Genomic DNA, 22,304 nt, shown 5'->3' with positions numbered 1-22,304 from the left:
GAAGTGTGGAGAGCAGACGTGAACAATCTCGCCGTACCCAACCCGCATGGCGCAGTTCCTGCCAATTATGACGACTATCCGGGAGCGATCTACGCACCCAGTGGCGCCGACGGCAGCGAACAGGTGGGGCTGCGGGACCTCGTCAGGGTCATTCTGCGCCACAAGGTCATCATCCTGTCGCTCATTGCGGCCGTCACGCTGGGCACGCTGGTCTGGCAGGTGCTCTCACCCAATCTCTACCGTTCCAGCGTGAACGTGCAGGTCGAGCTGATCGACGATCTCGGCACCAATCAGGCTGACGTTCTCGCCCGCAATGTCCAGCGCATCGCCAACGAGGTGAAGCTCTATCGCTCGCGCAGTTCGGCCGAACGGGTCGTTACCGATTTGGACCTCACCAACGATCCGGCTTTCGTTCGCGAGATGGGCGGCGAAGTCCCGGCCGACGATCGCACTCGCATCAACGCCGCCACTTCGCAGCTGCTCGAAATGACGCGCGTCCAGGCGGAAGACGGTTCCGACCTCATCAACATCACGGTCACCTCGCGCTCGCCCGAGCTTTCGGCAAAGATTGCGAATGCCTTCCCCGAGGCGGTGCGCCAGATGAAGGGACGCAAGAACGAGCGTCGCCGCGAGGCACTGATTGAAGAGCTCGAGGCCGAGCGCTCCGACCGCATGGAAGCCGCGCGCAAGAGCGCCGAGGAGCTGGCCGAATTCCGGGTGAATAACCGCATGCTTGTGGGCTCCGGCGGGGCAGAAGATCTCGCGCAGCTCAATCGCATCTTCACCGAAGCTGCATCCGCCAGCGCGCTGGGTGCAGGTTCGGCCGCACAGAGCGCCGGCATGGCGCGTGCGGCGTCGATGCGCTCGACGGCCGACGCAACCAATGCAGCGGTTCAGAACCTGCAGCGGCAGGAAGCCGAGCTCTCCGCCAATGTCGCGCGGCTCAGCCAGACTTACGGTCCCGGTTATCCCGAGCTGGCCCGGGTGCAGAGCGAATTGTCGAGCGTCCAGTCCGCGCTGGCCCGCGAACAGCGCCAGGCGCGCGCCGCGGCACAGCAGGTTGCGGCTGCGGAAAGCGCCCGCATGCGCGAAACTGCACGTGCCCAGGCATCGGGCGATGCCGCCCGCGCTGGTCAGCTCCAGGCCGTTGTCTCGCGCCTGACTGCTGATGCCTATCGCAACGTGCAGAATTCGCCGCTGCTCAGCCAGCTCGAGAACGAGGCGATCGCGGCGGCTGCCGCCGTGTCGGAAATCAGCGAAAGGATCACTCGGGTCCGGTCGGAAAAAATGGTGCAGGGTGTGAGCTCCAGCATCATTTCGCCGGCGGTAGAGAACCGCGAGCCGGTTTCGCCGTCACCGCTCAAGTTCACCCTGATCGCGCTGCTCGGCTCCGGGATCCTCGGCATCTTCCTCGCCTTCACGATCGAGATGCTGGACGACCGGCTGCGGACCGTGCGCCAGATCAGCAAGTATTTCGGCCTGCCGACGCTCGGCATGCTGCCGATGCTGGAAAACGGGGTCAGCGAGAAGCTGCGCGAGAGCCCCGTCTTCGCCGAACCACAATCGCTGTTCGCGGAAGTCGCGCGCTCGATCTATTCCGAGACCCGCGCGTTGCGGCCGGGATCTGCGTCGCAGAGCATCCTCATCACCTCGCCCCTGCCGGGCGACGGCAAGTCGGTGGTCGCCCTCACCCTCGCCGCGGCGGCGGTTGCGATGGGCAAGCGTGCCGTCGTGCTCGACCTCGATCTACGGCGTTCGGGCATTCTTCAGCGCATCCAGCAGGATATCAACGCGCCCGAGCTGATGGATCTCGTGCATGGCGATGTCGACGTTAAGTCCATTTCCGGGCCGACTCCCGCAACCCGCGAGTTCGACGACGAGAGCGATGTCGGGGAATTCGGCGAAACCGGGAGCCGCGAGCTCGTCGATCAATCGGAAGCCGACGAACGCCTCAACCGGTTCGCGCTGATCAGCGCTTCCAAGCCGGTCGAGGAACCGTCGGCCGTGCTCGGCTCTTCGCGCTTCCAGCGGCTGATCGACGAGTTGAAGGATCGCTACGATCTCGTGGTCGTCAATGCTCCGGCAACGCTCGCGGTGCGCGATGCGCGTTCGATGTGCGACTATACCGATGATGCGCTGGTGGTTGCGCGATGGGGCCACACCACGATCGACCAGATGCGCGCCACGCTTGAAATGCTGGGCTCCGGGCGGATCGCAGGCTGCGTCTTCGATCAGGTTGATTACGCCGAGCACGCCCGTCGCCGTTACGGGGACTCGGTCCAGTTCTATCAGGAATCGGCTTCCTACTTCAGCGGCGAGCATCCGCTGCGCCCGAGCTGGAAGACACGGGTATCACGCGCTTTCGGCATGGGCCGCGGCTATGGCCGCTACGCGACGTAAGGGCACGGGGGGCAAATCCATGCGCATAGCCGTCATCAGCGACGTCCATTCGGTAGCCGATACTTTTCGCAGCGCGCTGGAGGATGCGCGATGCGTCGGGTTCGACCAGATGGTCATCCTCGGCGATCTCTTCACCTACGGGGTGGATCCGGTCGAATGTGCCGACCTTGCGATCGAAGCGGTGGAACGCGATGATGCGCTGCTCATCGCGGGCAATCACGACAAACTCTACCTCGATCTCGAAAGCAGCTGTTCGGCCTATTACGATCGCCTGCCGGAATGGATCATGGAGTCCGCGCAATGGACCTGGTCGCAGCTTGGCGAGAAGTGGCCCCGGCGGCTGGAAACCATTCAGGAATGGGCGTGGGACGGTCTGTTGCTCGCCCATGCCAATCCGTTCGGCTTCGGGAATTGGACATATCTGTCCTCGCCCGAATTGCTGGCCGAAGCTGCGCGAGTGCTACGCGAGCGTGGTTTCCGTGCCGGCATTTTCGGCCATCTCCATCGCGAGGCGACCTATCGCGATGACCTCGGCACGCTGGTCCACATCGTCGATTCGACCGGGCAGCCACGTCGCAAAGGCTTTCGCCGAACCTCCTGGACCCTGGTCGAGATCAGCGAGGCAGAGATCGATATCCAGACCCGCTCGATCCCGTTCGATCGCGAGCGCCTGCGTGAACAGATCCGGATGGTGCCCAACCTATCGCACGAGACAAAGACCAAGCTCTGCGGCTTCTACCTATGACGAGGATTCTCGTCACCGGCGCCGGGGCCGTGCTCGGTCAGGGCATCCTCAAGTCGCTCGCGCAGGCGGGCGATCGATACAGCGTGCACTCCTTCGATCCCAATCCTTTGTCTGTCGGCTTGCACTGGACCAGCCATGCCGGTCTGCTGCCGATGGCGAACGACGCAAGCTATGCCGCCCGGGTCGAGCAGGCGCTCGATCAGGTGAGGCCCGCCGCGGTGCTCGTGGGCACCGACGTCGAACTCGCCATCTTCGCCGAGCGGCGGGCTGAGTGGGAGCAGCGTTTCGACACGCAGATCCTGGTAAGCTCGCCCGAGATAATCGAAATCGCAGACGACAAGTACCAGACCGCCGAATGGTTGCGTGCCAACGGCCTGCCTTACCCGGAGACAGCTCTTGCAGACGACCGGGCGGCGGTGGATGCGCTGGTCGAGAATTGCGGCTTCCCGCTCATCGTGAAGCCGCGCCGGGGTGCGCGCTCGGTGGGTGTCTCTCTCGTTCGCGATCGCGCGAGCCTCGATGCCGCCATCGTCCCGGGAACCGATCAGATCGTCCAGCAATATGCCGGCCCCGAGGATGAGGAATACACTGCCGGCGTCCTCTATTTCGACGGCGGGGTTAAGGCTCAGATCGTCCTTCGCCGCGACTTGCGCGACGGCAATACCTATCGCGCCTTCTCAGGCGACTTCCCGGACTGCGAGGACTATGTTCGCCGTGTCGGCGAAGCGCTGAAACCCCATGGCCCCGCGAATTTCCAGTTCCGCCGGCACGCCAGCGGCGAATTCAAGCTGTTCGAGATCAACGCGCGTTTTTCGGGCACAACGCCGATGCGTGCGCTGCTGGGCTTCAACGAGGTCGACATGGCGCTTCGCCATCTCCTCGACGGTCAACCGGTCGAACAGCCCGATATTACCCAAGGCATCGTGTTGCGCTATCTCGAGGAACAGCTGGTGACCAACGATGCCGTTGAGCGCCTGAGGGCGGCGGGCTGATGCGGATTGCGGTCACCGGTGCCACCGGCATTATCGGAAGGGCCTTTATCGCGGCCGCTCGCGCCAAGGGGCACCACGTCCTGCCGCTGGTCAGGAATGGACGCGACAGAGATTTCGACCTCTCAACCGCGTCCATCGATCTTCTGAACGACCCCTGCTGCGACCCGCGGGCCCTGCGCGATGTCGATACGGTGGTGCATCTCGCCGCAGCCGTCATCGTCGACCCGCAGGACCGGGCCGAGGCTGAGCGCCTGTGGCAAGTCAACGTGCTGGGCACCGGCGCCCTTGTCGCGGCCATGGCAGAAGCGGGCGTTGCCCATCTGGTCATGGCATCGACGGCCAATCTTTACGATCCGGCTACCGGCACAGCGGACGAGGGAAGTGCCTTACGCGCCGATCGCCGGTCGCTCTACCTCGGATCGAAAGCGGCGCAGGAATTTTTTGCGGCGGAGCGTTGCAGGGCGGCTGGCATCGCCCATGCGACCATGCGAATTTCAAGCGTGGTGCAGACCGGCGACGATATCGTGGGGCGCATCGTGCGTAACGTAGCGCTGGGCGAGCCGGCGGGCATCCAGTCGCCTTCCTATGGCGCTGATTTCGTAGCGCTCGCCGATGTGGTCGCAGGGCTCCTTCTGGCGTGCGAGAAGGACCTGACCGGCGTGTTCAACCTGTCGTCGGGGCGGCGAGTGACGCTTGGCGAGCTTGAGGCGATCGCGCTACGCGAGGTGACCGGGACTACTCCGGATATTCCTGCCGATCCGGGTCCGGGAGGGGAGAGTGGCTATGCTGCGGTCGACTGCTCCAGGCTGGCCGCCTGCGGCTATCGACCAACACCTATCGAGAGAATTGTCGCAAATGTCTTGCAGGACGTGCCCCGAGCACGTCGTGCCGTGGGCGCGTAATCATGCGCATTGGACGAATTACCGCTGCGCTCGCCCTGCTTGCCGCATCGCCCGTGCTGGCAGTGCTGGCGGGCTTCATTCTGGTCGGACAGGGCCGCCCAGTCCTGTTTCGCCAGGCGCGTTCAGGGCAGCACGGCGTGCCTTTCACTCTCGTCAAGTTTCGCTCGATGCGGGACGCGCGCGACGAGGCAGGGCACCTCTTGCCGGATGCCGAGCGGACGACGACGATCGGGGCGTTCCTCCGCCGGTCCCGGCTCGACGAATTGCCGGGCCTGTGGAATGTGGCGCGGGGCGAAATGAACTGGATCGGCCCCCGGCCCTTGTTGCCGGAAACCATCCACGATCTCGGCGAACGTGGGCGCAGGCGCTGTGAAGTGCGCCCCGGATTGACGGGCTATTCCCAAATCAGCGGAAATACCCTGCTCGACCTCGACGACAAGATCGCCCTGGATCTGTGGTACGTCGAACATCGTTCGCCGCGGCTCGACGCGTCGATCCTTGCGCGCACGATCGGCGTCATGGTGCTGGGCGAACGCCTGCGGCATCACGCGAATAGCGCGATTGCCGCAGGCGGTCCTTCGGCCAGCGACCGGGCAAACAGCTAGACCTTGTAGCCGCAATTCACCTGTGGGACGCTGCCCGAGGCGGCGCCGACGCGGTTGATCAGATTGCCTGGACGGTCCTGGTCACCGGCAAGCTCGTTCAGGAACTCCTCGAGGTTGGTGTAGCCATCCTTGTCGTGATCCCCATTGGGATCGGTCAGACTGGTAGCCGCCTCCCAGGCATCGTCCATCCCATCCTTGTCCGCATCGGCGTAGGTCGTCCCGTTTGAAAGGCTCGGCCATCCGCCGACCTGCGACGGGCTGTCGATGATGGCCCCCTTGCACCCGGCAAAATTGGCCACGGCACGCTTGTCCGATGCGTCGCGAGGGAAGGCGCCGGCGTATTTCATCACGTCGCGCACCGCTTGCGCAGCATCGGTGAACAGCTGCACCGAAAGCGATCCAATGACGCTCGACTTGACGTATTTCCAATCGTCGGGGTCCAGGAATTCGCGCTGTTGCTTGGATGACGAGGTCCGCCTGCCGTCGATATTTGCGTAGAGATAAAGCTCCGCATTGCCCGGATTGGTCGAGTATTTCTCGTCGTAATCCCCGCCGAAAATTTCCGAACCGTTGATTGTGCTCGGGCCGAAGGAAACCCAGTTTCCGACGATGTTCGCCATGCGGGTCAGGCCGCTGTTGGGATCGGACTGCTTCTGGAAATTCGAGAAATACTGATGGGCCTTGCTGCGCATGTCGTAGGAAATCGTGTTGACGATATCGATCCTGTCGCCCGTGCCCGCATTGGGCATGCGATCGGTGGCGTGGGCGATCAGCACGTGGTGCAGCGAAATGCGGCTTCCCTCGACAAACACACCCTTGGAATGCTCGCCCTGTTTGTGCGTCGACTTGCTCAGGCCCTCGTATGCAAGCGACCACTGCAAGGTGACGTCCTCGGCGGCCTTGGTGGAATTGAAGATTTCGTCCGTGGCCCAGGACATGGATACGTGGTCGATGATTGTCCGCTTGGCTTTGCCATCGACCGTAATCGCGTCGGTCGTATCCTGCTTCGCGCCCGAGGTTGGTCCTGGACGAATGCGCATATGGCGGATGATGATGTCCGGCGCATTGAGGTAGATGGGGGAGCCCGTCAGATTGTTTGGCGAATTGCGCAAAGCGATACCGTCGCCCGGTGCGGTCTGACCCGCGACGGTCAATTGTCCCGACGTCACCTTGATTTGCGACAGCAGTTCGATGGTCCCGCCGACCCGGAATATGCAGGTCCGCGCGCCGCTCGCCTCCATGCATTCGCGCAGCGAGCCGGAGCCGGAGTCGTTGAGGTTGACCACGTGGAAGACCTTTCCACCGCGTCCGCCAACCGAGCTTGCTCCGAACCCCTCGGCTGTCGGAAAGGCCCGCTGGGCACCGCTCGGAAGCTTCGAGGGATCGTATTGTGACGATGTCGGCGTCGGCGTCGGCGTCGGCGTCGGTGACGGCGTCGGGCTCGGTGCCGGCGTCGGTGTCGGTGTCGGTGTCGGCGATGGTGTCGGTGTCGGTGTCGGTGTCGGCGACGGTTTCGGCGTAGGTGTCGGAGTGGGCGTGGGTGATGGTGTCGGACTGGACGTGGGGGTTGGCGTCGGCGTGGGCGTCGCGGTCGCAGTGGGGGTCGGCGTCGGGCTGGGTGTGGGGCTTGCAACTCCCACCGTGGGAGCCGAAACGGTCGCCTTGTCCTCGCCACCGCAAGACGCGACGGCGAGTGCCAGGATCGAGCACAGGCTTGCCTTCGCGCGGAAACCCGCGCGAGGGGATACTTCGGAAACGAACATTGTCTTGGAATCAGTCCTCATCGGTCGCGATCTGCGGATATCGCGTCATTGACGCCCCCGCGTGGCGTTTCCGTTCAGAATGGTTAACGTTCAATAACCGCCAGACGGGCAAGAGGCGAAACGTGCCCATTTTGGGACAGTTTTGGTGAATCTGTGGAACACTTCGGCGCGATTGCCCCGACTTCGCGCACAGCGGCGATGCGTTTACGTTCAGTCTGAGTTAGACCTCGCCATGCAACGGTGGCGTCGATATAGCGCCGCACAGGATGCTGGACACAGCGAAGGGGCACCCCGCGACTGATGGAAAAGAGAGGAAGCCGCCGAACGAAGGCGGCCCGCAGCGAAAGAGCCCGTCGCGCCGCCGCCGACAGACCGCAAGGCCGCGTGGGTCATTGGGCCCGGCGGATCGCCTTGTGGAGCGTGGCGCTGTCCCTCATCGCCGCGATTTTCGTGGGGTTGGCTGTGGCTTTCGCTGCCCGTTCCATGCCGAGCTACTATCAATTGCGTGCCACGCAGAACGCGCAGACCATCGTCGTGCGCGCGCGCGACGGGACCGAGATCGTCGAGCTTGGGCCGAGCTTCGGCAAATGGCTGCCGCACGAACAGATTCCGCAGGTCATGAAGGATGCGATGATCGCGGTGGAGGACCGCCGGTATTATTCGCATTTCGGGATCGATCCTTACGGCCTGGCCCGTGCCGTTTATGAAGCGGTTACCGGTGACGAGCGGATTTCCGCGACATCCACGATCACGCAGCAGCTTGCGCGCAATGTCTTCCTGAACAACAATCGCTCGCTCGATCGCAAGGCGCGCGAGATGATCCTTGCGATGGCGCTCGAGGCGAAATTCTCGAAGGAGCAAATCCTCGAGCTCTATCTCAACAAGGTCTATTTCGGCGGCGGCGCCTATGGCATCGATTCCGCCAGTCGGAAGTTCTTCAGCCATCCGGCGACCACGCTGAGTACGGCGGAGGCGGCGATCATCGCTGGTCTGGTCAAGGCGCCCAGCCGATATTCTCCGACCGCCGATGTCGACGCCGCGGTCGGCCGGGCAAGTGTGGTGCTCCGGCTGATGAAAGAACAGGGGCGCATTCCGCCCGATGTTACGGTCGACCCGTCCGCGGTGAACCTGAAAGAGGAAAAGGGGCAGAATTCGGTGCGCTATTTCACCGACTGGGCCCTGCCACAGCTCGATCTACTTCTGCCGGAAACCTACGAGCCGATCGAGGTCTGGACGACGCTCGACGTGGGAATGCAGCGGGCGGCGACGGCGGCGATCCAGTCGAACACGCCCGGCGGCGCGCAGGGCGCGCTCGTCAGCATGGACCGGGACGGGGCGATTCTCGCCCTCGTGGGTGGAACCGACTACGTCGAAACCAGCTTCAACCGCGCGACCGACGCCCTGCGCCAGCCGGGATCGAGCTGGAAACTGTTCGTCTATCTTTCGGCGCTGGAGGCGGGCTATACGCCGGGTGACCGCGTGGTCGACACGCCGGTGACGATCGATGGCTGGAGCCCGCGAAATTCGAACGGTCGCAATGTGGGCGAGATCGATCTGCGGACTGCCTTTGCCTATTCGATCAACACCGTCGCCGCGCAGCTCGGGAACGAGGTCGGCTTTGGCACCGTCGCCTCGATGGCGCGGCGCTTCGGCATCACCACGCCGATCCAGACTTATCCCTCGATGGTCCTTGGCTCGAACGAGGTGCGGCTGCTCGATATGACCCGCGCCTTCGCGGCGATCTCGGCTAAGGGGGAATCGGTCGAACCCTATGGCATCATCAAGGTCACGACGGCGGATGGCGAATTGCTCTATCAGCACGAGCGCGCGCGCCGCAGCCAGCTCGTGCCAGACTACGTGGCCGCAGGGATCACCGATCTGTTGCAGACCGCCGTCAATACCGGCACGGGACGCGCGGCGCAGATCGGCCGTCCCGTCGCAGGCAAGACCGGCACGACCAGTTCGAACAAGGACGGCTATTTCGTCGGCTTCTCCAGCGGGATCACCACCGGTGTGTGGATGGGCCGGGACGACAATGGCCGGGTCGGCGATCTGCAGGGCGGCACTGCCCCTGCGCGCGCCTTCGCCGCATATATGCGCTATGCCGTCAAAGACCGTCCGGTCGAGGAATTCGACACCGATCTGCAACTGCCCGAGTGGCAACTGGAACCGGACGACGAATATTTGTTGGGCGATCCGGATGATTATTATTTCATCGACGAACAGGGCAATCTGATCGAGCCTGGCCGCAGCGACGGCGAGCGCCGCGATCCCTTCGGCGATGAATTCCCGCAACCGGGCGAGGCCGATCGCCAGCGCCAGCCGCCCGCGCAACAGCCCGGACGCGGCGTCGATGGCGCACCGCAGGCGGTCGGCGACGACTTCCTGGAGCGCGCAACCGGTGGCACCGGTCAGGGCTCGCAATCGCGCCAGCCGCCACGGCCATCGCCGAGCCCGAGCGTGACTGTTACCCGGCCCCAATAGGCGCCCACGAAAAAGGGGCCTCTTGCAGTGCAGGAGGCCCCTTTCGTGTGAGTATCGGGCTGCCGCCTAGCGCAGGCGAACCGCGACATAGCTGGCCGGGCGACCACCGCGCTGCACGCGGAGCAGCACTGCATCACGATTTTCGCTTTCAGCAGTCCGGATGATCGCCTCCAGATCGCTTGCGGTCGCAACCGGGCGGTAATTGGCCGACAGAATGATATCGCGCCGCTGCAGCCCCTTGCGTGCCGCGTCCGAATTGGGATCGACCCCTGCTACAGCCAAGCCGCGCGTGTCGGCGCTGACGCCCAGCTGGCGGGCGATCTGCTGCGTGATCGGCAGAACCTGCAGTCCCAACTTGTCAGCGATGGTCTCGCTGTCGCTACCCTGCATGTCCTCTTCATCGTCCATGTCGGGCTCGAACATCTGGCGCTGGCGAAGCTCTTCCTCGCTCGGACGCTTGCCGACCGTGACATTCACGCGGCGACGTTCGCCATCGCGGATGAGTTCGACCGGCACGGTCGTTCCCGGAGTGATGTTCGCGACGAGGAAAGACAGCGTCTGTTCGGGCGTGACGTCGCGGTTGTTGACCCTGACAACAATGTCGCCCGGCTCCAGCCCTGCCCGGTCGGCTGCCTCGCCGGCCTGCACCGACTGGACGATTTCACCGCGGTTGCGCTCAATACCCAGCGAATCCGCGACATCGTCGCTCACTGCCTGGATATTGACGCCGAGATAACCACGCTCGATCTCAACGCCGTCGCGCAGCTTCTCCACGATCGGAGCCGCAATTTCCGCCGGGATGGCAAAGCCGATGCCGACACTGCCGCCCGAGGGCGAGAAGATGGCATTGTTGATGCCGATGACGTTGCCCTGCATGTCAAACAGGGGGCCGCCCGAGTTGCCGCGATTGATGGCGGCATCGGTCTGGATATAGCGGTCGTACGCGCCGCCCGAGCCGGTGTTGCGCTGGATCGCCGATACGATGCCGCTCGTCACTGTGCCGCCAAGCCCGAAGGGGTTGCCGATCGCCACTACCCAGTCACCGGGACGTGCCTGGCGGCTGTCGCCGAATTCCACGTAGGGAAATGCCTGACCCCGGCTTACCTTCAAGACGGCGAGGTCGGATTGCGGGTCAGTGCCGACCAGCTCGGCCTCGTATTCGGTGCCGTCGGGCATGGTCACGGTGATTTCCTCTACCGTGCCCCGGCCGGTCGGGCTGACCACGTGGTTGTTCGTGACGACGTAGCCGTCGGCAGAGATGATGAATCCGGAGCCAAGCGACTGGCCTTCGCGGAACTGCGGCTCGCGCTCGGGCGACTGGCCGCGGCGGCCGAACAGGCCTTCGAATGGCGTGCCGGCGAACGGGTTGGCGTTCTGCTGCACCTCGATCCGCTGGCGGGTCGAGATATTGACGACCGCCGGCTGCAGCTGCGCAGTCAGGTCGGCAAAGCTTTCCGGCGCGCCGGCGCGCGGCACGACACCGGCCATGCGCGCATCGTCGTTCTGGGCGACTTGCGCGCCCGCCGGGTAACCGGTGGCCAGCGAGATCGCGGCTCCCCCGATCAACAGGGCACTTGTCACGGAATAAGCGTATCGCACGGGCTTCACGTCCTTCTCATCCTCTTCATATTCGTCGCGCAGCACCTGCGCCCGGTTGTCCTACCGAGCAGGCTTGCGCGGGTTCCTTCGGCCCCACCCTTGCGTCGGGCGCTGAATGCCGATTGAACGGGCGAGATGCGTTCGACGAACGATCAACGACGCCCGCGGAACTGCCGCAGATACTCATTGTCGGGCGACAGGATGATGCTGCTCTCAGCGCCGCCGTTTTCGGCTGCGAAGGTTGCGTCATAGCTCTGCATCGCACGGTAGAAGTCGTAGAATTCGGGATCCTTGCCGAAGGCCTGGGCATAGATGTTGGCGCTCTCTGCATCGGCATCTGCGCGGATGATGCGTGCGTCGCGCGAACCCTGCGCACGGATCGTGCGCGCTTCGCGTTCGCGGTCGGACTCCATCCTGCGGAAGGCCGATTGCAGCGGCGCTTCGGGCAAGTCGGTCCGCATGATTTTCACATCGACGACCTCGGCACCGTATTGCCGTGCCTGGCGATCGAGATTGGTGCGCACATTGGCGAGCGCCGAACCGCGCTCGGCCGTCAGCATCGACTGGAACGTCCGCCGCCCCAGTTCCTGGCGCAGGACCGAGTTGAGAATGGGCTCGAGCGCATTGCGCACGCCGTCGGTCGTGCCCGCGCGCTCCACCATGCGGACAGGATCGGTGATGCGGAAGCGGGCATAGGCGTTGACCAGCAGGCGCTGCTGGTCGGCGCTCAGCACTTCCTCGTCGTTCATTTCAAGGTCGAGCAAACGCTTTTCGATCCTGCGCACCGAGTCGATGAAGGGCACGCGGAGATACAGCCCTGCACCCTGCGATCCGTTAGGCGTGTTGACAACGCCGATCGGCTCACCCGTGCGGATGACCACGGCTTGTTCTTCCTCGGGCACAACATAGGCACTTGCGAGAAAGGCAATCAGCAGCACGCCAATAGCGATGAGAGTGTTGCGATGATCCTGCCAGAACGTGCTCATGTCACTGGCCCTCCGGTGCGGTCACGGTCGTCGAAGGTTGCGCTTGCGATTGCTGCGCCCTCCGACGGATTTCGGGAAGCGGGAGATAGGGCGTGACATTGTCCGTCTCCACGATCGTCTTGGGGGTCTGGCTAAGCACGCGCTCCATGGTTTCGTAATAAAGGCGCTGGCGGGTCACTTCAGGGGCAAGGCGATATTCCGCGTACACCTTGTCGAAGGCTTCGGCTTCACCCTGTGCCTGCGCCAGTACCTGCTGGGCATAACCGCGCGCCTGGTTGCGATTGGCATCGGCATTCTGTTCGGCGACCTGCACGTCGCGGAAAGCGTCGACTACCTGTGCGGGCGGGTCGGCCTTCTCGATTTCGACACCCAGCACGCGCACACCGGCGCGATAGCTATCGAGCGTCTGTTGCATGCGCTCGCGCACGTCCAGTTCGATGGCGGCACGGCCCTGGCCCGAGAATGTCTCGTCGAGCTGGGTTTCCGCCACGGAGGCGCGCATCGCGGCTTCCGCGGCTTCCTTCACCGTTTCGATGGGATCGACCACATTGAACTTGAAGGCTGCGAGATCGCTGATGTTCCAGCGCACGATATAGCTGAGATCGACGAGGTTCTGGTCGCCGGTCAGGATCAGCTTGACCTGACTGTCGCCACCCGGGATCCGCTCGGTCCGGACGCCCTGGACATCCTCAACCTCGACGCTTTCGATAGGAAAGGGCGCGGAGAAATTCAGGCCCGGGTCGAGAGTGCGCGTAAAGTTGCCCAAGGTCTTGACCACGCCCTGCTGCTGCGGGCCGACCAGATGCACGCTGGTCGCCAGGATCAGCACCGCGACGATCGCCGCGACCGCTACCGGGAACCAGCTTTTTCCTCCCGGACGTTGTGGGAAACGGAAATTCGGGCCGCCGGGCCCTCCGCCGCCGCTGCGGCGCGGGCCTTCCGGGCCGCGGTTCTTGAAGATATCCTCGATATTGGGGGAACGACGACCGCCTGTTCCGCCCGACCCTGGCGGCAGCCACGGGTTGCGCGGACCGCGGGTCTTGTCGCCGCTGTCACTATCGCTATCGCCCGAACCGCTTTCGCCGTCGCCGGAACCCTTGTCGGTCCCGGAGCCCCAAGGGCTTTTCTTGCCCGCCATCGCGAGCCAAATCCTGTGGGTAATCCCGTCCATCGTTCTCATGCTTGTCTTTATAGGTGTGGTTTGGCGGAAAAACAGGGTTGAACGGTGCTTTTTGATGATACAGCAGCGCAGCCCATGAATTCGACGGATCCAAAAGCGCTGTTCCCCGATGCGGTCGCGGCGCGCATATCCTCTCTCGCTATCGCCAATCGCCGCGCCATCGCGGTGGTCGATGCGGCGGGCCTTTCCGCACGCGAACGCGAGGCGCTGGAGGCGCAGATCCGCGAGACCCTGGGTAGGCGCGAGGACATCGACGATGTTCGCGTCGCCATGATGGCCGAGCGCAGGCAACGTCGGCTCATCGCGATCGGCAGCGGCAAGGGCGGGGTCGGCAAGTCGACGCTTACCGCGAACCTCGCCATCGCCCTTGCGCGGACGGGTCGAAAGGTCGGGCTGGTGGACGCCGACATCTACGGCCCTTCGCAGCCGGTGATCCTCGGCAACCAGGGCGAAAAGCCGGTCGCGCGCGATGAAAAGCTAGAACCTGTCGCCAGTCGGTTCGGCGTGCCTGTGCTGTCGATGGGCCATCTGGTCGAACCGGGACGGGCCATCGCTTGGCGCGGACCCATGGCGGGCGGCGCGCTGACCCAGCTGATCGATGCGCATTGGGGCGATACCGAGCTGCTGCTGGTCGACCTGCCGCCGGGCACGGGCGATGTGCAATTGACCATGCTCCAGAATTTCAAGCCGGCCGGCGCCATCATCGTGTCGACGCCGCAGGACCTTGCCCTTATCGACGCGGCACGTGCGGGGCAGCTGTTCGACCAGGCGGGCGTGCCGGTGATCGGGCTGGTGGAGAACATGGCGGGCTATGCCTGTCCGCATTGCGGCGAAGTGTCGGACCCGTTCGGCAAGGGCGGGGTCGAGGAGGCCGCCGGCCGCCTCGAGCTGCCATTCCTCGGGCGTATTCCCCTCGACCTCGCAATCCGTCAGGGTGGGGATAGCGGGGCACCGCCCGCCGCGACCGATGATCCGCTCGCGCTGCCCTTTCATGACATTGCCGCAAAGCTTGACGCATGGATTGGCGCACAAGGCTGAAGTCACTTCCGGTCACCCGGCGGCAAATGGTCGCTGGTGCGGCGGTCGGCGGCGGCCTGGCGGTCGCATGGGCGCTGTGGCCGCGGCAGTATTCGAGCCCGCTTGCACCCGGTCCGAACGAGCGCGATTTCGGCGGCTGGCTGACCATAGGCGTCGATGGGGTGGTTACGGTTGCGGTGCCACAGCTGGAAATGGGGCAGGGTGTCACGACCTTGCTTGCACAGGTGGTGGCCACCGAACTGGGTGCGGATTGGCGCCAGATCGGCGTCGAGCCGGTTCCGCCGAGCGGCCTCTACGGCAATGTCCCGCTCGCAGCCGGCTGGGCCGAGCTGTGGTCCAACCTTCCGTCGCTTTCCGACGCGCCCGATAGCTGGCTGGCCGGGGACTTTGCTCGCAGCAATCGCTTCATTGCGACGGCCGAAGGCACCTCGCTTGCCGCCTACGAGCAGCCGATGCGCGAAGCCGCCGCTACCGCGCGAGCCATGCTGGCGATGGCCGCGGCGGAGCAGTGGGACGTGGCATGGGAGGAGGTGCGGATCGAAAACGGCCTTGCGAGCTACGGGGAAAATTCCGCGACTTTCGGCGAACTGGTGGTTGCCGCGGCTGCGCTCGATCCGCCCGACCCGCCACCGCTGCGCGTCGAAGCCGCAGCAGAACCGGCCGCTGCGGCAGAGGGCGATGCGCCGCCGCTGTTTCCGAGGCTCGACCTTCCCGCCAAGGTTGATGGCAGCTTCCTGTTTGCCGGCGACATCAGGTTGCCGGGTCTGGTCTATGCGTCCATCCGCCACGCGCCGATCGGGTCGGAACGTCTCGCCGATTTCCGCGAGACGGCAATTTCAGGGATGGCGGGGCTGGTCGGGATCGTGCGGTCCAAGCGCTTCCTTGCTGCGGTCGGGGAGAGCTGGTGGATAGCGGAGCAGGCGCTTGATCGGCTTGCCCCTCGCTTTACTGGCCCGCCGCCGTTCGAAAGCGGCGAACTCGACGAGCAACTGAACGGGGCATTCGACTCTGTCGAGCCGATTGTCATGGAAGCCATCGGCGATATCGGTGAGACGCTGAACCAGCCGGCGCTGGAAGCGCGCTATTCCGTCGCCCCTGCGGTCCATGCGGGACTAGAAACCGCTACTGCGACGGCCCGTCTGGAAGGTGGCAAGCTCGAACTGTGGATCGCTTCGCAAGCGCCCGAGCTGACGCGACAGGCGGCGGCAAAGGCTGCGGGGCTCTCGGATCGCGACGTCGTGCTGTATCCCACTGCGGCGGGCGGCAGTTTCGATGCGCGGCTGGAGAAACGCCATGCCATCGAGGTAGTCCAGATCGCCAAAGCGATCGGCCGTCCGGTCCAGCTGATGTGGCCGCGGGTGCAGGAATTCCAGGCGGTACCCTCCCGCACGCCGGTGGTGGCCGACATGGCCGCGGCCTTCATCCCTGCGACGGGCGGACGCATCTCCGCCTGGCGCACGCGGCTGGCCATGCCTGCTACGATGCGCGAATGCGGCCATCGCCTGTTCGGCAATCTGGTCCCCGAAGCGGCCATTCGCGAAGCGGCGGATCATGGCGACCCGCTCGCCTGCCGGGGAGCCTTGCCGCCCTACGGCATCGCCAATGTCGCGATTGAGCATCTGCCCGTGCGCATCGGCCTGCCAACCGGCATGCTGCGCGGGAATTCGCACGCCTACACGGCCTTCTTCACCGAATGCTTCATGGATGAGCTCGCCGAGCAAGCCGGGCGCGACCCGCTGCTCTATCGCATCGAAATGCTCGGCCAGGCCCCGCGCATGGCCGACGTGCTGCGCCGTGCGACCCGGCTGGCGAATTGGGACGGCGGACGCCGCGGAACCGGGCAAGGTCTGGCGATGCTGGAAATGCACGATCCTGCTCTCAGGACCGGCCGCATCGCCTGCGTTGCCAGGGCTTCGCTCGCCGAAGGGGGCATGCGGGTCACCCGCTTCGACGTCGCGGTAGACATCGGCAGGATCGTCAATCTCGACATTGCGCGCCAGCAGATCGAGGGTGGGCTGATCTTCGGGCTGTCGCTGGCGACGGGATCCAGTGTCGATTTCGTGGAGGGCAAGCCATCGCCCAACCGGCTTGCAGCCCTGGCGCTCCCGACGCTTGCCGACAGCCCGGAAATCGCAGTGGAATTTGTCGAGAGCGATGCCGAGCCCTTCGATCCGGGCGAACTGGGCGTAGCGGTGGCGGCCCCTGCGATTGCCAACGCCCTCCATTCTGCTACCGGCATGCGCTTCCGCCGCCTCCCGCTCCTGTCGGAAGGCCTGTGAGGAGAGCCGAGTGACCTGGCGCGAGCAACAGCTGCCATCCGACCATCCCCCCGTTCGATCGGGCCGGATCGGAGTGCTGCTTGTCAATCTGGGTACGCCAGACGCACCCGATGCAGCAGCGGTGAAGCGCTACCTCGGCGAGTTCCTTTCCGACAAACGTGTCGTCGAAATCCCCGATCTGGTCTGGCAGCCGATCTTGCGCGCGATCATCCTCAACACGCGGCCGAAGAAGAGTGCGGCAGCTTACCAGAAGGTGTGGACGGAGGCGGGCTCTCCACTCGCGGTCATCACGCGCCAGCAGGCGGAGGCGATGCAGGCGCGGCTCGGGGACGGTGTGCGGGTCGACTGGGCGATGCGCTATGGCACGCCCTCGATTCCCGAGCGGCTCCGGGCGATGATGGAGGCGGGATGCGATCGCATCGTGCTCGCGCCGATGTATCCGCAATATAGCGGCGCGACGACCGCCACCGTGGTCGACAAGGTGGGCGATACGCTGCGCGACATGCGCTGGCAGCCGTCAATGCGAACGATGCCGCCCTATTACGACGATCCAGCGCATATCGAGGCGCTGGCGAAGGATACGGCACGCCAGCTCGATGCGCTCGATTTCGAGCCCGAGGTGCTGCTGCTGAGCTATCACGGTATGCCCGAGCGCACGCTGCATCTCGGCGATCCCTACCACTGCCAGTGCCAGAAGACCTCGCGCCTGCTGGAAACGGCCATGGCGCGGCCGAACCTGCGCTTCGTCACGACCTTCCAGTCGCGCTTCGGCCCGGCCAAATGGCTGGAACCCGCCACCGACGATACACTCGAGAAAGAGGCAGCGGCAGGCACCAAGCGCCTCGCAGTCGCAATGCCGGGCTTTTCGGTCGATTGCCTCGAAACGCTCGAGGAAATCGCGATGGAAGGACGCGAGACGTTCATCGAGGGCGGCGGGGAACAATTCGCCGCGCTGTCCTGCCTTAACACGTCCGATGCGGGGTTGGACATGCTGGAAAATCTGCTTCGGCGAGAACTTTCGGGTTGGTGTTAGCGTGCTGGAAAGGTCGACGCCGATAGGCTACTGACACAACGGTAAGTTGCAGGAAAAGACCCATGGCCACTCTCGCACCACACCAGCCAGCTGAATTCGCCCCGACCCATTGGACAGAGGGCAATCCGACCGATGCCGATCTCGCACATATTCCGGGCGAGCGTGGCTGGCCGATTGTCGGTAACACCTTCAAGATGCTGGCCGATCCGCATGCGATGGCCCGGCGGATGGTGGAAACCTACGGTCCGGTGTACAAGAACCACGCCTTCGGCGGCTGGAACATCGCGCTGATCGGTGCCGATGCCAATGAATTGGTGTTGTTCGACCGGCAGAAACTGTTTTCCTCCGAACAGGGCTGGGGGCCGATCCTCGACCAATTGTTTCCGCGCGGTCTGATGCTGATGGACTTCGACCATCACCGGGCCGACCGCCGCGCCCTGTCGATCGCTTTCAAGCCCGAACCGATGCGGCACTACTCCGGCGCTCTCAATCGCGGAATCGCCCGGCAGGTGGAAGCATGGGGCGCCGGCCCGATGCGCTTCTATCCGTCGATCAAGGAGCTGACGCTGGATCTGGCAGCAGACAGTTTCATCGGGATCGATTGGGGCCCCGAAGCCGACAAGATCAACACGGCCTTCATCGATATGGTGCAGGCGAGCGTCGCCCCGGTGCGCAAGCCGCTGCCGTTCACGCAGATGAAGCGCGGTGTCGACGGGCGCAAGTTCTTGGTCGACTATTTCACTGCCGAGACCCATCGCCGCCGTGCCGAAGGCGGCGGGCAGGACATGTTCAGCCAGTTCGCCACGGCGGAATATGAGGATGGCAGCCTGATGCCGGTCGACGAGGTCGTCGACCACATGAACTTCCTGATGATGGCGGCGCACGACACCATCACCTCATCCGCGACGTCGCTCGTCTGGCTGCTCGCCAAGCATCCTGAGTGGCAGGAGAAGCTGCGGCAGGAGGTCGAAGCGGTCACCGGTGGTGCAGATGCGAACGGAAAGCCGCGCGACCTCGCCTACGAAGATCTCGGCAAATTCGAGCTGACCGAAATGGCCTTCAAGGAAGCGTTGCGCCATATTCCGCCAGTGCCGAGCATGCCGCGCCGCGCCCTGCGTGAGTTCGAATATGGCGGCTACCACATCCCCGCCGGTTCGCACGTCGGCATCAATATCCATTACGTGCACCATGACGAGGCGCATTGGGACGATCCCTACGCTTTCGATCCGCTGCGCTTCACACCGGACAAGGTGAAGGCGCGCCACAAATACGCCTGGGTTCCCTTCGGTGGCGGCGCGCACATGTGCCTGGGGTTGCACTTCGCCTACATGCAGGTGAAGATTTTGATGGCGCAGTTGCTGCCGCGTTACCGCATCGAGCTGACCGATGGCGACCCGGATTGGCAGGCCTGGCCGATCCCGAAACCGAAGGACGGGCTGAAGATCGAGCTCAGGCGTCTTTAGCTGAAATCGATCGCGATGCCGTCCTTGACCCAATCGCCATAGCGGGTGGGGCTGAGGTCTTCGTCATTCTCGACCTTCTCAGGCCTCGGCGGCGGATCGTTGGTCCAGTGGGACGGCTTTTCGAAGCCTTCGGGTCGTTTCGTCGCGCGATCGGTCATGGAAAGGAAATGCGCCCACTGGCGCTTGGTTTCAACCACCGGTAGAGGCGCTGGCAATGGCCCAGCCTACCGGTATCCACGCGCGCCGTGCCGCGCTTCGCCTGCTCGATGCCGTGCTGCGGCGGGGCGAGACCCTCGACATCGCCTTTGCTGCCGCCACCAAGGACGTGCGCAAGTTCGAAGACAAGGCGCTCGCCCGCGCGATCGCCAGCGAGGCATTGCGCTGGCTGGTCGATCTTGATGCGCTGATCGACAGCGCCACAAAGAAACCGCTGCCCGATGACGCCAAGGCGAAGATGGTTTTGCGGCTCATGCTCGCACAGTGGCTGCGGCTCGATACACCGCCGCATGCGGTTGTAGCGACGGGCCTGGACCTGCTCTCCGGCGGACCGCGCCGACTGGCCCATGGCGTATTCTCCACTTTAACGAAGCGGGCGGCGCGATTGCCCGATGCCCCGACCTTGCCCGCTGATGTCGCGGCACGGTGGGGCGAGCGGGCATCGGCGATTGCCGCCGGTCTCGCCGAGCCGCCACCGCTCGACCTGACGCTGCGCAATGCGGACGAGACCGCGCATTGGGCGAACCAGCTTTCGGCGGACAGCCTGATGCCCGCCCATTTGCGTCTGCCGCGCGGCGGCAAAGTGGAGAAGCTGCCGGGTTTTGCGGAAGGTGCCTGGTGGGTCCAGGACCTCGCTGCTTCATTGCCCGCCCGGTTGCTCGGGCAGGGCGAGGGGCGTCACGTACTCGACCTGTGTGCTGCGCCCGGCGGGAAATCGCTGCAACTTGCGGCGCAGGGCTGGCAGGTCACCTCGCTCGACATCTCCAAGCGACGCCTCGAACTGCTGCGCGACAACCTAAAGCGCACAGGTTTGAAGGCCGGCATCGTGCGCGCCGATGCGCTCAAATGGGAGCCGAAGCACCGCTTCGACGCCGTTTTGCTCGACGCGCCTTGCACCGCGACCGGCACCGCGAGACGCCATCCTGACGTGCTGCACCGCGTCGGCTTGCGGCAGATCGAGGAGATGGCAGAGCTGCAGGCAGCGCTATTCGAACGAGCCCTGGATTGGCTGAAGCCAGGCGGAACGCTGGTCTATGCCACTTGCTCGCTGGAACGCGAGGAGGGCGAGGCGCAGGCGGCGCAAATCGATCTGGCCATCGATCCGATCCAAGCCGCTGAGCTTCCCGCTGGGCTGGAACCGTCGCCAGAAGGCTGGTTGCGCACCGATCCCGGAATGTTGCCTGATCAGGGCGGACTCGATGGCTTTTTCATCGGACGATGGAAAGCGGATCAGATTTCGACGACGGAGTAGCGGATTTCGGTACACTCGTGGCCGCCTTGTCGAACCGTCATCTCAACTGTGCCATCATCTCCCGCTGATCCTGCGATGGTAAGCGGGGCACCTAGCTCGACATAATGGCGGAAGGACATTTCGGCGCCGGTCACACGGAAGGGCCGGCCTTCGCGCATCAGGCTCACGAACTGCCGCGCGACTTCGGCCAGATGCGCCGAATTGACGTGATCGCCAGAGCCGTCGAGCCAGGGATGGTCCGGCGGCATGCTATTGGCATTGTCGAGCAGGCCTTGCGCCGAGCGGCCGTCCAATTCTGTCAGAAAGGGGCGTTCACCCGGTGCGAGTCCGAGGTGATCCGGATCGGCATAATCGAATTGGGCGGAACTGGATCGGGGCGCGGCGTCCTTGTCGTGCTTGCGCCATTTCTCGAAGTCGCGCGTGCGGAACACCACACCTCGCCCGTCGAGGTGGCAGATGTGGCGGCTGTCTGAATCGGCGAAATCGATCGAGAAGCTTTCCTTGCCATCGATGGTCGTTCGTCGATAGGTTCCGCTGGCATAGGGCCCGACTTCGGGATCGCCGCAATGCCAGCGGGTCCAGGTCAGCGCCGACCATTTCTCCGGATCCCAATTGCCCAGCGCCGCCGCACATTCGACGCTGACCCAATAGCTCAGCGCCGGGATGGTGCGGGTGCAGCGCGGCCCATGGCCACGCATCGGTGTCCTGCGAACAGGCGAAGCCGACACTGCCGTCGTCGCGGACGACGTGCTCGCCAGTGAAGGCCTTGCCATGCGTGCCGGGCATCGGAACCTGCGCTCAGGCGTCTTCCTTGAGATACTTCTGGAAGCTCTTGCGCAATTTCATCAGCTTGGGCGGGATCACCGCAAGGCAATAGGGGTTCCTCTGGCCTTCGCCTTCCCAATATTCCTGATGGTAATCCTCAGCCGGATACCATTCCCCGCCTTCGATGGTGGTCACCGCGCTCTGGCCTTGGTGCTCGGCGTTCCAGCGTTCGATCGCGGCTTCCGCCTCGGCGCGCTGCTCGTCGTCGAGCGGGAAGATCGCACTGCGATACTGCGTGCCGACATCGTTACCCTGGCGGTTGAGCTGGGTTGGGTCATGCGTACCGAGAAAGACATCGTAAAGCTGGGCGAGGCTGATCACTTCGGGATCGAAAGTGACGCGCACACCCTCGGCATGGCCCGTCGTGCCGGTGCAGACCTGCTTGTAGGTGGGGTCTGGCATGTCGCCGCCGATATAGCCGCTTTCGACCTCATGGACGCCGATGACGTCCTTCATCACGGCCTCGGTGCACCAGAAGCATCCGCCCGCAACGATCGCCTGTTGTGTCTCGCTCATCGTAATCTCCTTTGCGCCAGAGATAG

At 64.3% G+C, this 22,304-nt stretch carries 19 protein-coding genes; 12 read left to right on the top strand and 7 right to left on the bottom strand.

The genetic code is table 11. From position 1 onward, the window contains the following. The first annotated feature begins 18 nt into the window (after positions 1–18). From P8Q88_RS05935 to P8Q88_RS05915, 5 genes are read left to right on the top strand one after another with little or no spacing between them, the layout of a single operon-like run. The gene (locus P8Q88_RS05935) at positions 19–2,400 is read left to right on the top strand and encodes a GumC family protein (protein ID WP_278322924.1); all 2,382 of its coding nucleotides are present in this window, start codon (positions 19–21) and stop codon (positions 2,398–2,400) included. Between the two features lie 19 nt (positions 2,401–2,419). Next, the gene (locus tag P8Q88_RS05930) at positions 2,420–3,145 is read left to right on the top strand and encodes a metallophosphoesterase family protein (RefSeq protein ID WP_278322923.1); all 726 of its coding nucleotides are present in this window, start codon (positions 2,420–2,422) and stop codon (positions 3,143–3,145) included. Next, complete coding sequence (locus P8Q88_RS05925) at positions 3,142–4,137, top strand: ATP-grasp domain-containing protein (protein ID WP_278322922.1); 996 nt, start codon at positions 3,142–3,144, stop codon at positions 4,135–4,137. Before P8Q88_RS05930 ends, P8Q88_RS05925 begins: the two co-directional genes overlap by 4 nt. Further along, positions 4,137–5,039, top strand: coding sequence for an NAD-dependent epimerase/dehydratase family protein (locus tag P8Q88_RS05920; protein ID WP_278322921.1), 903 nt, complete (start codon positions 4,137–4,139; stop codon positions 5,037–5,039). Before P8Q88_RS05925 ends, P8Q88_RS05920 begins: the two co-directional genes overlap by 1 nt. Positions 5,040–5,041: 2 nt before the next feature. Further along, complete coding sequence (locus P8Q88_RS05915; RefSeq protein WP_278322920.1) at positions 5,042–5,644, top strand: sugar transferase; 603 nt, start codon at positions 5,042–5,044, stop codon at positions 5,642–5,644. Here P8Q88_RS05915 and P8Q88_RS05910 read toward each other — a convergent pair. Then, positions 5,641–6,930, bottom strand: a complete 1,290-nt coding sequence (locus P8Q88_RS05910; RefSeq protein ID WP_278322919.1) for a hypothetical protein — start codon at positions 6,928–6,930, stop codon at positions 5,641–5,643. The two genes, P8Q88_RS05915 and P8Q88_RS05910, sit on opposite strands and share 4 nt — an antisense overlap. Between P8Q88_RS05910 and P8Q88_RS05905 the strand changes: the two genes are divergently transcribed. Both P8Q88_RS05905 and P8Q88_RS05900 read left to right on the top strand, forming a co-directional pair. Next, positions 6,923–7,459 (top strand): hypothetical protein, encoded by a 537-nt coding sequence (locus P8Q88_RS05905; RefSeq protein ID WP_278322918.1) that lies wholly within the window; start codon positions 6,923–6,925, stop codon positions 7,457–7,459. The two genes, P8Q88_RS05910 and P8Q88_RS05905, sit on opposite strands and share 8 nt — an antisense overlap. Before the next feature lie 248 nt (positions 7,460–7,707). Further along, complete coding sequence (locus tag P8Q88_RS05900) at positions 7,708–9,891, top strand: transglycosylase domain-containing protein (RefSeq protein ID WP_278322917.1); 2,184 nt, start codon at positions 7,708–7,710, stop codon at positions 9,889–9,891. A gap of 66 nt (positions 9,892–9,957) precedes the next feature. On the opposite strand, the gene P8Q88_RS05895 is transcribed toward P8Q88_RS05900, so the two are convergent. The 3 genes from P8Q88_RS05895 to hflK form a co-directional block, all read right to left on the bottom strand. Beyond that, entirely contained in the window at positions 9,958–11,490 is a 1,533-nt protein-coding gene (locus tag P8Q88_RS05895; protein WP_446532546.1) for a Do family serine endopeptidase, read from the bottom strand. 152 nt (positions 11,491–11,642) lie between these two features. Next, positions 11,643–12,476: a protease modulator HflC gene (gene hflC, locus P8Q88_RS05890; protein ID WP_278322916.1), complete on the bottom strand. Its 834-nt coding sequence runs from the start codon at positions 12,474–12,476 to the stop codon at positions 11,643–11,645. Between the two features lies 1 nt (position 12,477). Beyond that, on the bottom strand, positions 12,478–13,656 hold the full coding sequence (gene hflK, locus P8Q88_RS05885; protein ID WP_278322915.1) for a protease modulator HflK: 1,179 nt from the start codon (positions 13,654–13,656) through the stop codon (positions 12,478–12,480). A gap of 75 nt (positions 13,657–13,731) precedes the next feature. Between hflK and P8Q88_RS05880 the strand changes: the two genes are divergently transcribed. The 4 genes from P8Q88_RS05880 to P8Q88_RS05865 all read left to right on the top strand — a co-directional run bounded on the left by P8Q88_RS05880 (position 13,732) and on the right by P8Q88_RS05865 (position 19,469). Next, complete coding sequence (locus P8Q88_RS05880) at positions 13,732–14,694, top strand: Mrp/NBP35 family ATP-binding protein (protein ID WP_446532537.1); 963 nt, start codon at positions 13,732–13,734, stop codon at positions 14,692–14,694. Continuing rightward, positions 14,673–16,973 (top strand): molybdopterin cofactor-binding domain-containing protein, encoded by a 2,301-nt coding sequence (locus P8Q88_RS05875; RefSeq protein WP_278322914.1) that lies wholly within the window; start codon positions 14,673–14,675, stop codon positions 16,971–16,973. Before P8Q88_RS05880 ends, P8Q88_RS05875 begins: the two co-directional genes overlap by 22 nt. Before the next feature lie 10 nt (positions 16,974–16,983). After that, positions 16,984–18,006 (top strand): ferrochelatase, encoded by a 1,023-nt coding sequence (gene hemH, locus P8Q88_RS05870; protein WP_278322913.1) that lies wholly within the window; start codon positions 16,984–16,986, stop codon positions 18,004–18,006. Between the two features lie 62 nt (positions 18,007–18,068). Continuing rightward, entirely contained in the window at positions 18,069–19,469 is a 1,401-nt protein-coding gene (locus tag P8Q88_RS05865; protein ID WP_278322912.1) for a cytochrome P450, read from the top strand. Here the strand turns inward: P8Q88_RS05865 and P8Q88_RS05860 are convergent. Beyond that, the gene (locus P8Q88_RS05860; RefSeq protein WP_278323632.1) at positions 19,466–19,627 is read right to left on the bottom strand and encodes a DUF1674 domain-containing protein; all 162 of its coding nucleotides are present in this window, start codon (positions 19,625–19,627) and stop codon (positions 19,466–19,468) included. The two genes, P8Q88_RS05865 and P8Q88_RS05860, sit on opposite strands and share 4 nt — an antisense overlap. A 56-nt stretch (positions 19,628–19,683) precedes the next feature. On the opposite strand from P8Q88_RS05860, the gene P8Q88_RS05855 reads away from it, so the two are divergent. Then, positions 19,684–20,937, top strand: coding sequence for an RsmB/NOP family class I SAM-dependent RNA methyltransferase (locus P8Q88_RS05855; protein WP_278322911.1), 1,254 nt, complete (start codon positions 19,684–19,686; stop codon positions 20,935–20,937). Here P8Q88_RS05855 and P8Q88_RS05850 read toward each other — a convergent pair. Next, positions 20,916–21,635, bottom strand: a complete 720-nt coding sequence (locus P8Q88_RS05850; RefSeq protein WP_278322910.1) for a hotdog family protein — start codon at positions 21,633–21,635, stop codon at positions 20,916–20,918. The two genes, P8Q88_RS05855 and P8Q88_RS05850, sit on opposite strands and share 22 nt — an antisense overlap. A gap of 100 nt (positions 21,636–21,735) precedes the next feature. After that, positions 21,736–22,278 (bottom strand): peptide-methionine (S)-S-oxide reductase MsrA, encoded by a 543-nt coding sequence (msrA, locus tag P8Q88_RS05845; protein ID WP_278322909.1) that lies wholly within the window; start codon positions 22,276–22,278, stop codon positions 21,736–21,738. Positions 22,279–22,304 lie beyond the last annotated feature (26 nt).

Origin of the sequence: Qipengyuania marincola, from assembly GCF_029688625.1 — a bacterium.
In the GTDB taxonomy this organism is placed as follows: domain Bacteria; phylum Pseudomonadota; class Alphaproteobacteria; order Sphingomonadales; family Sphingomonadaceae; genus Qipengyuania.
This window is presented reverse-complemented; position numbering and strand designations above follow the sequence as displayed.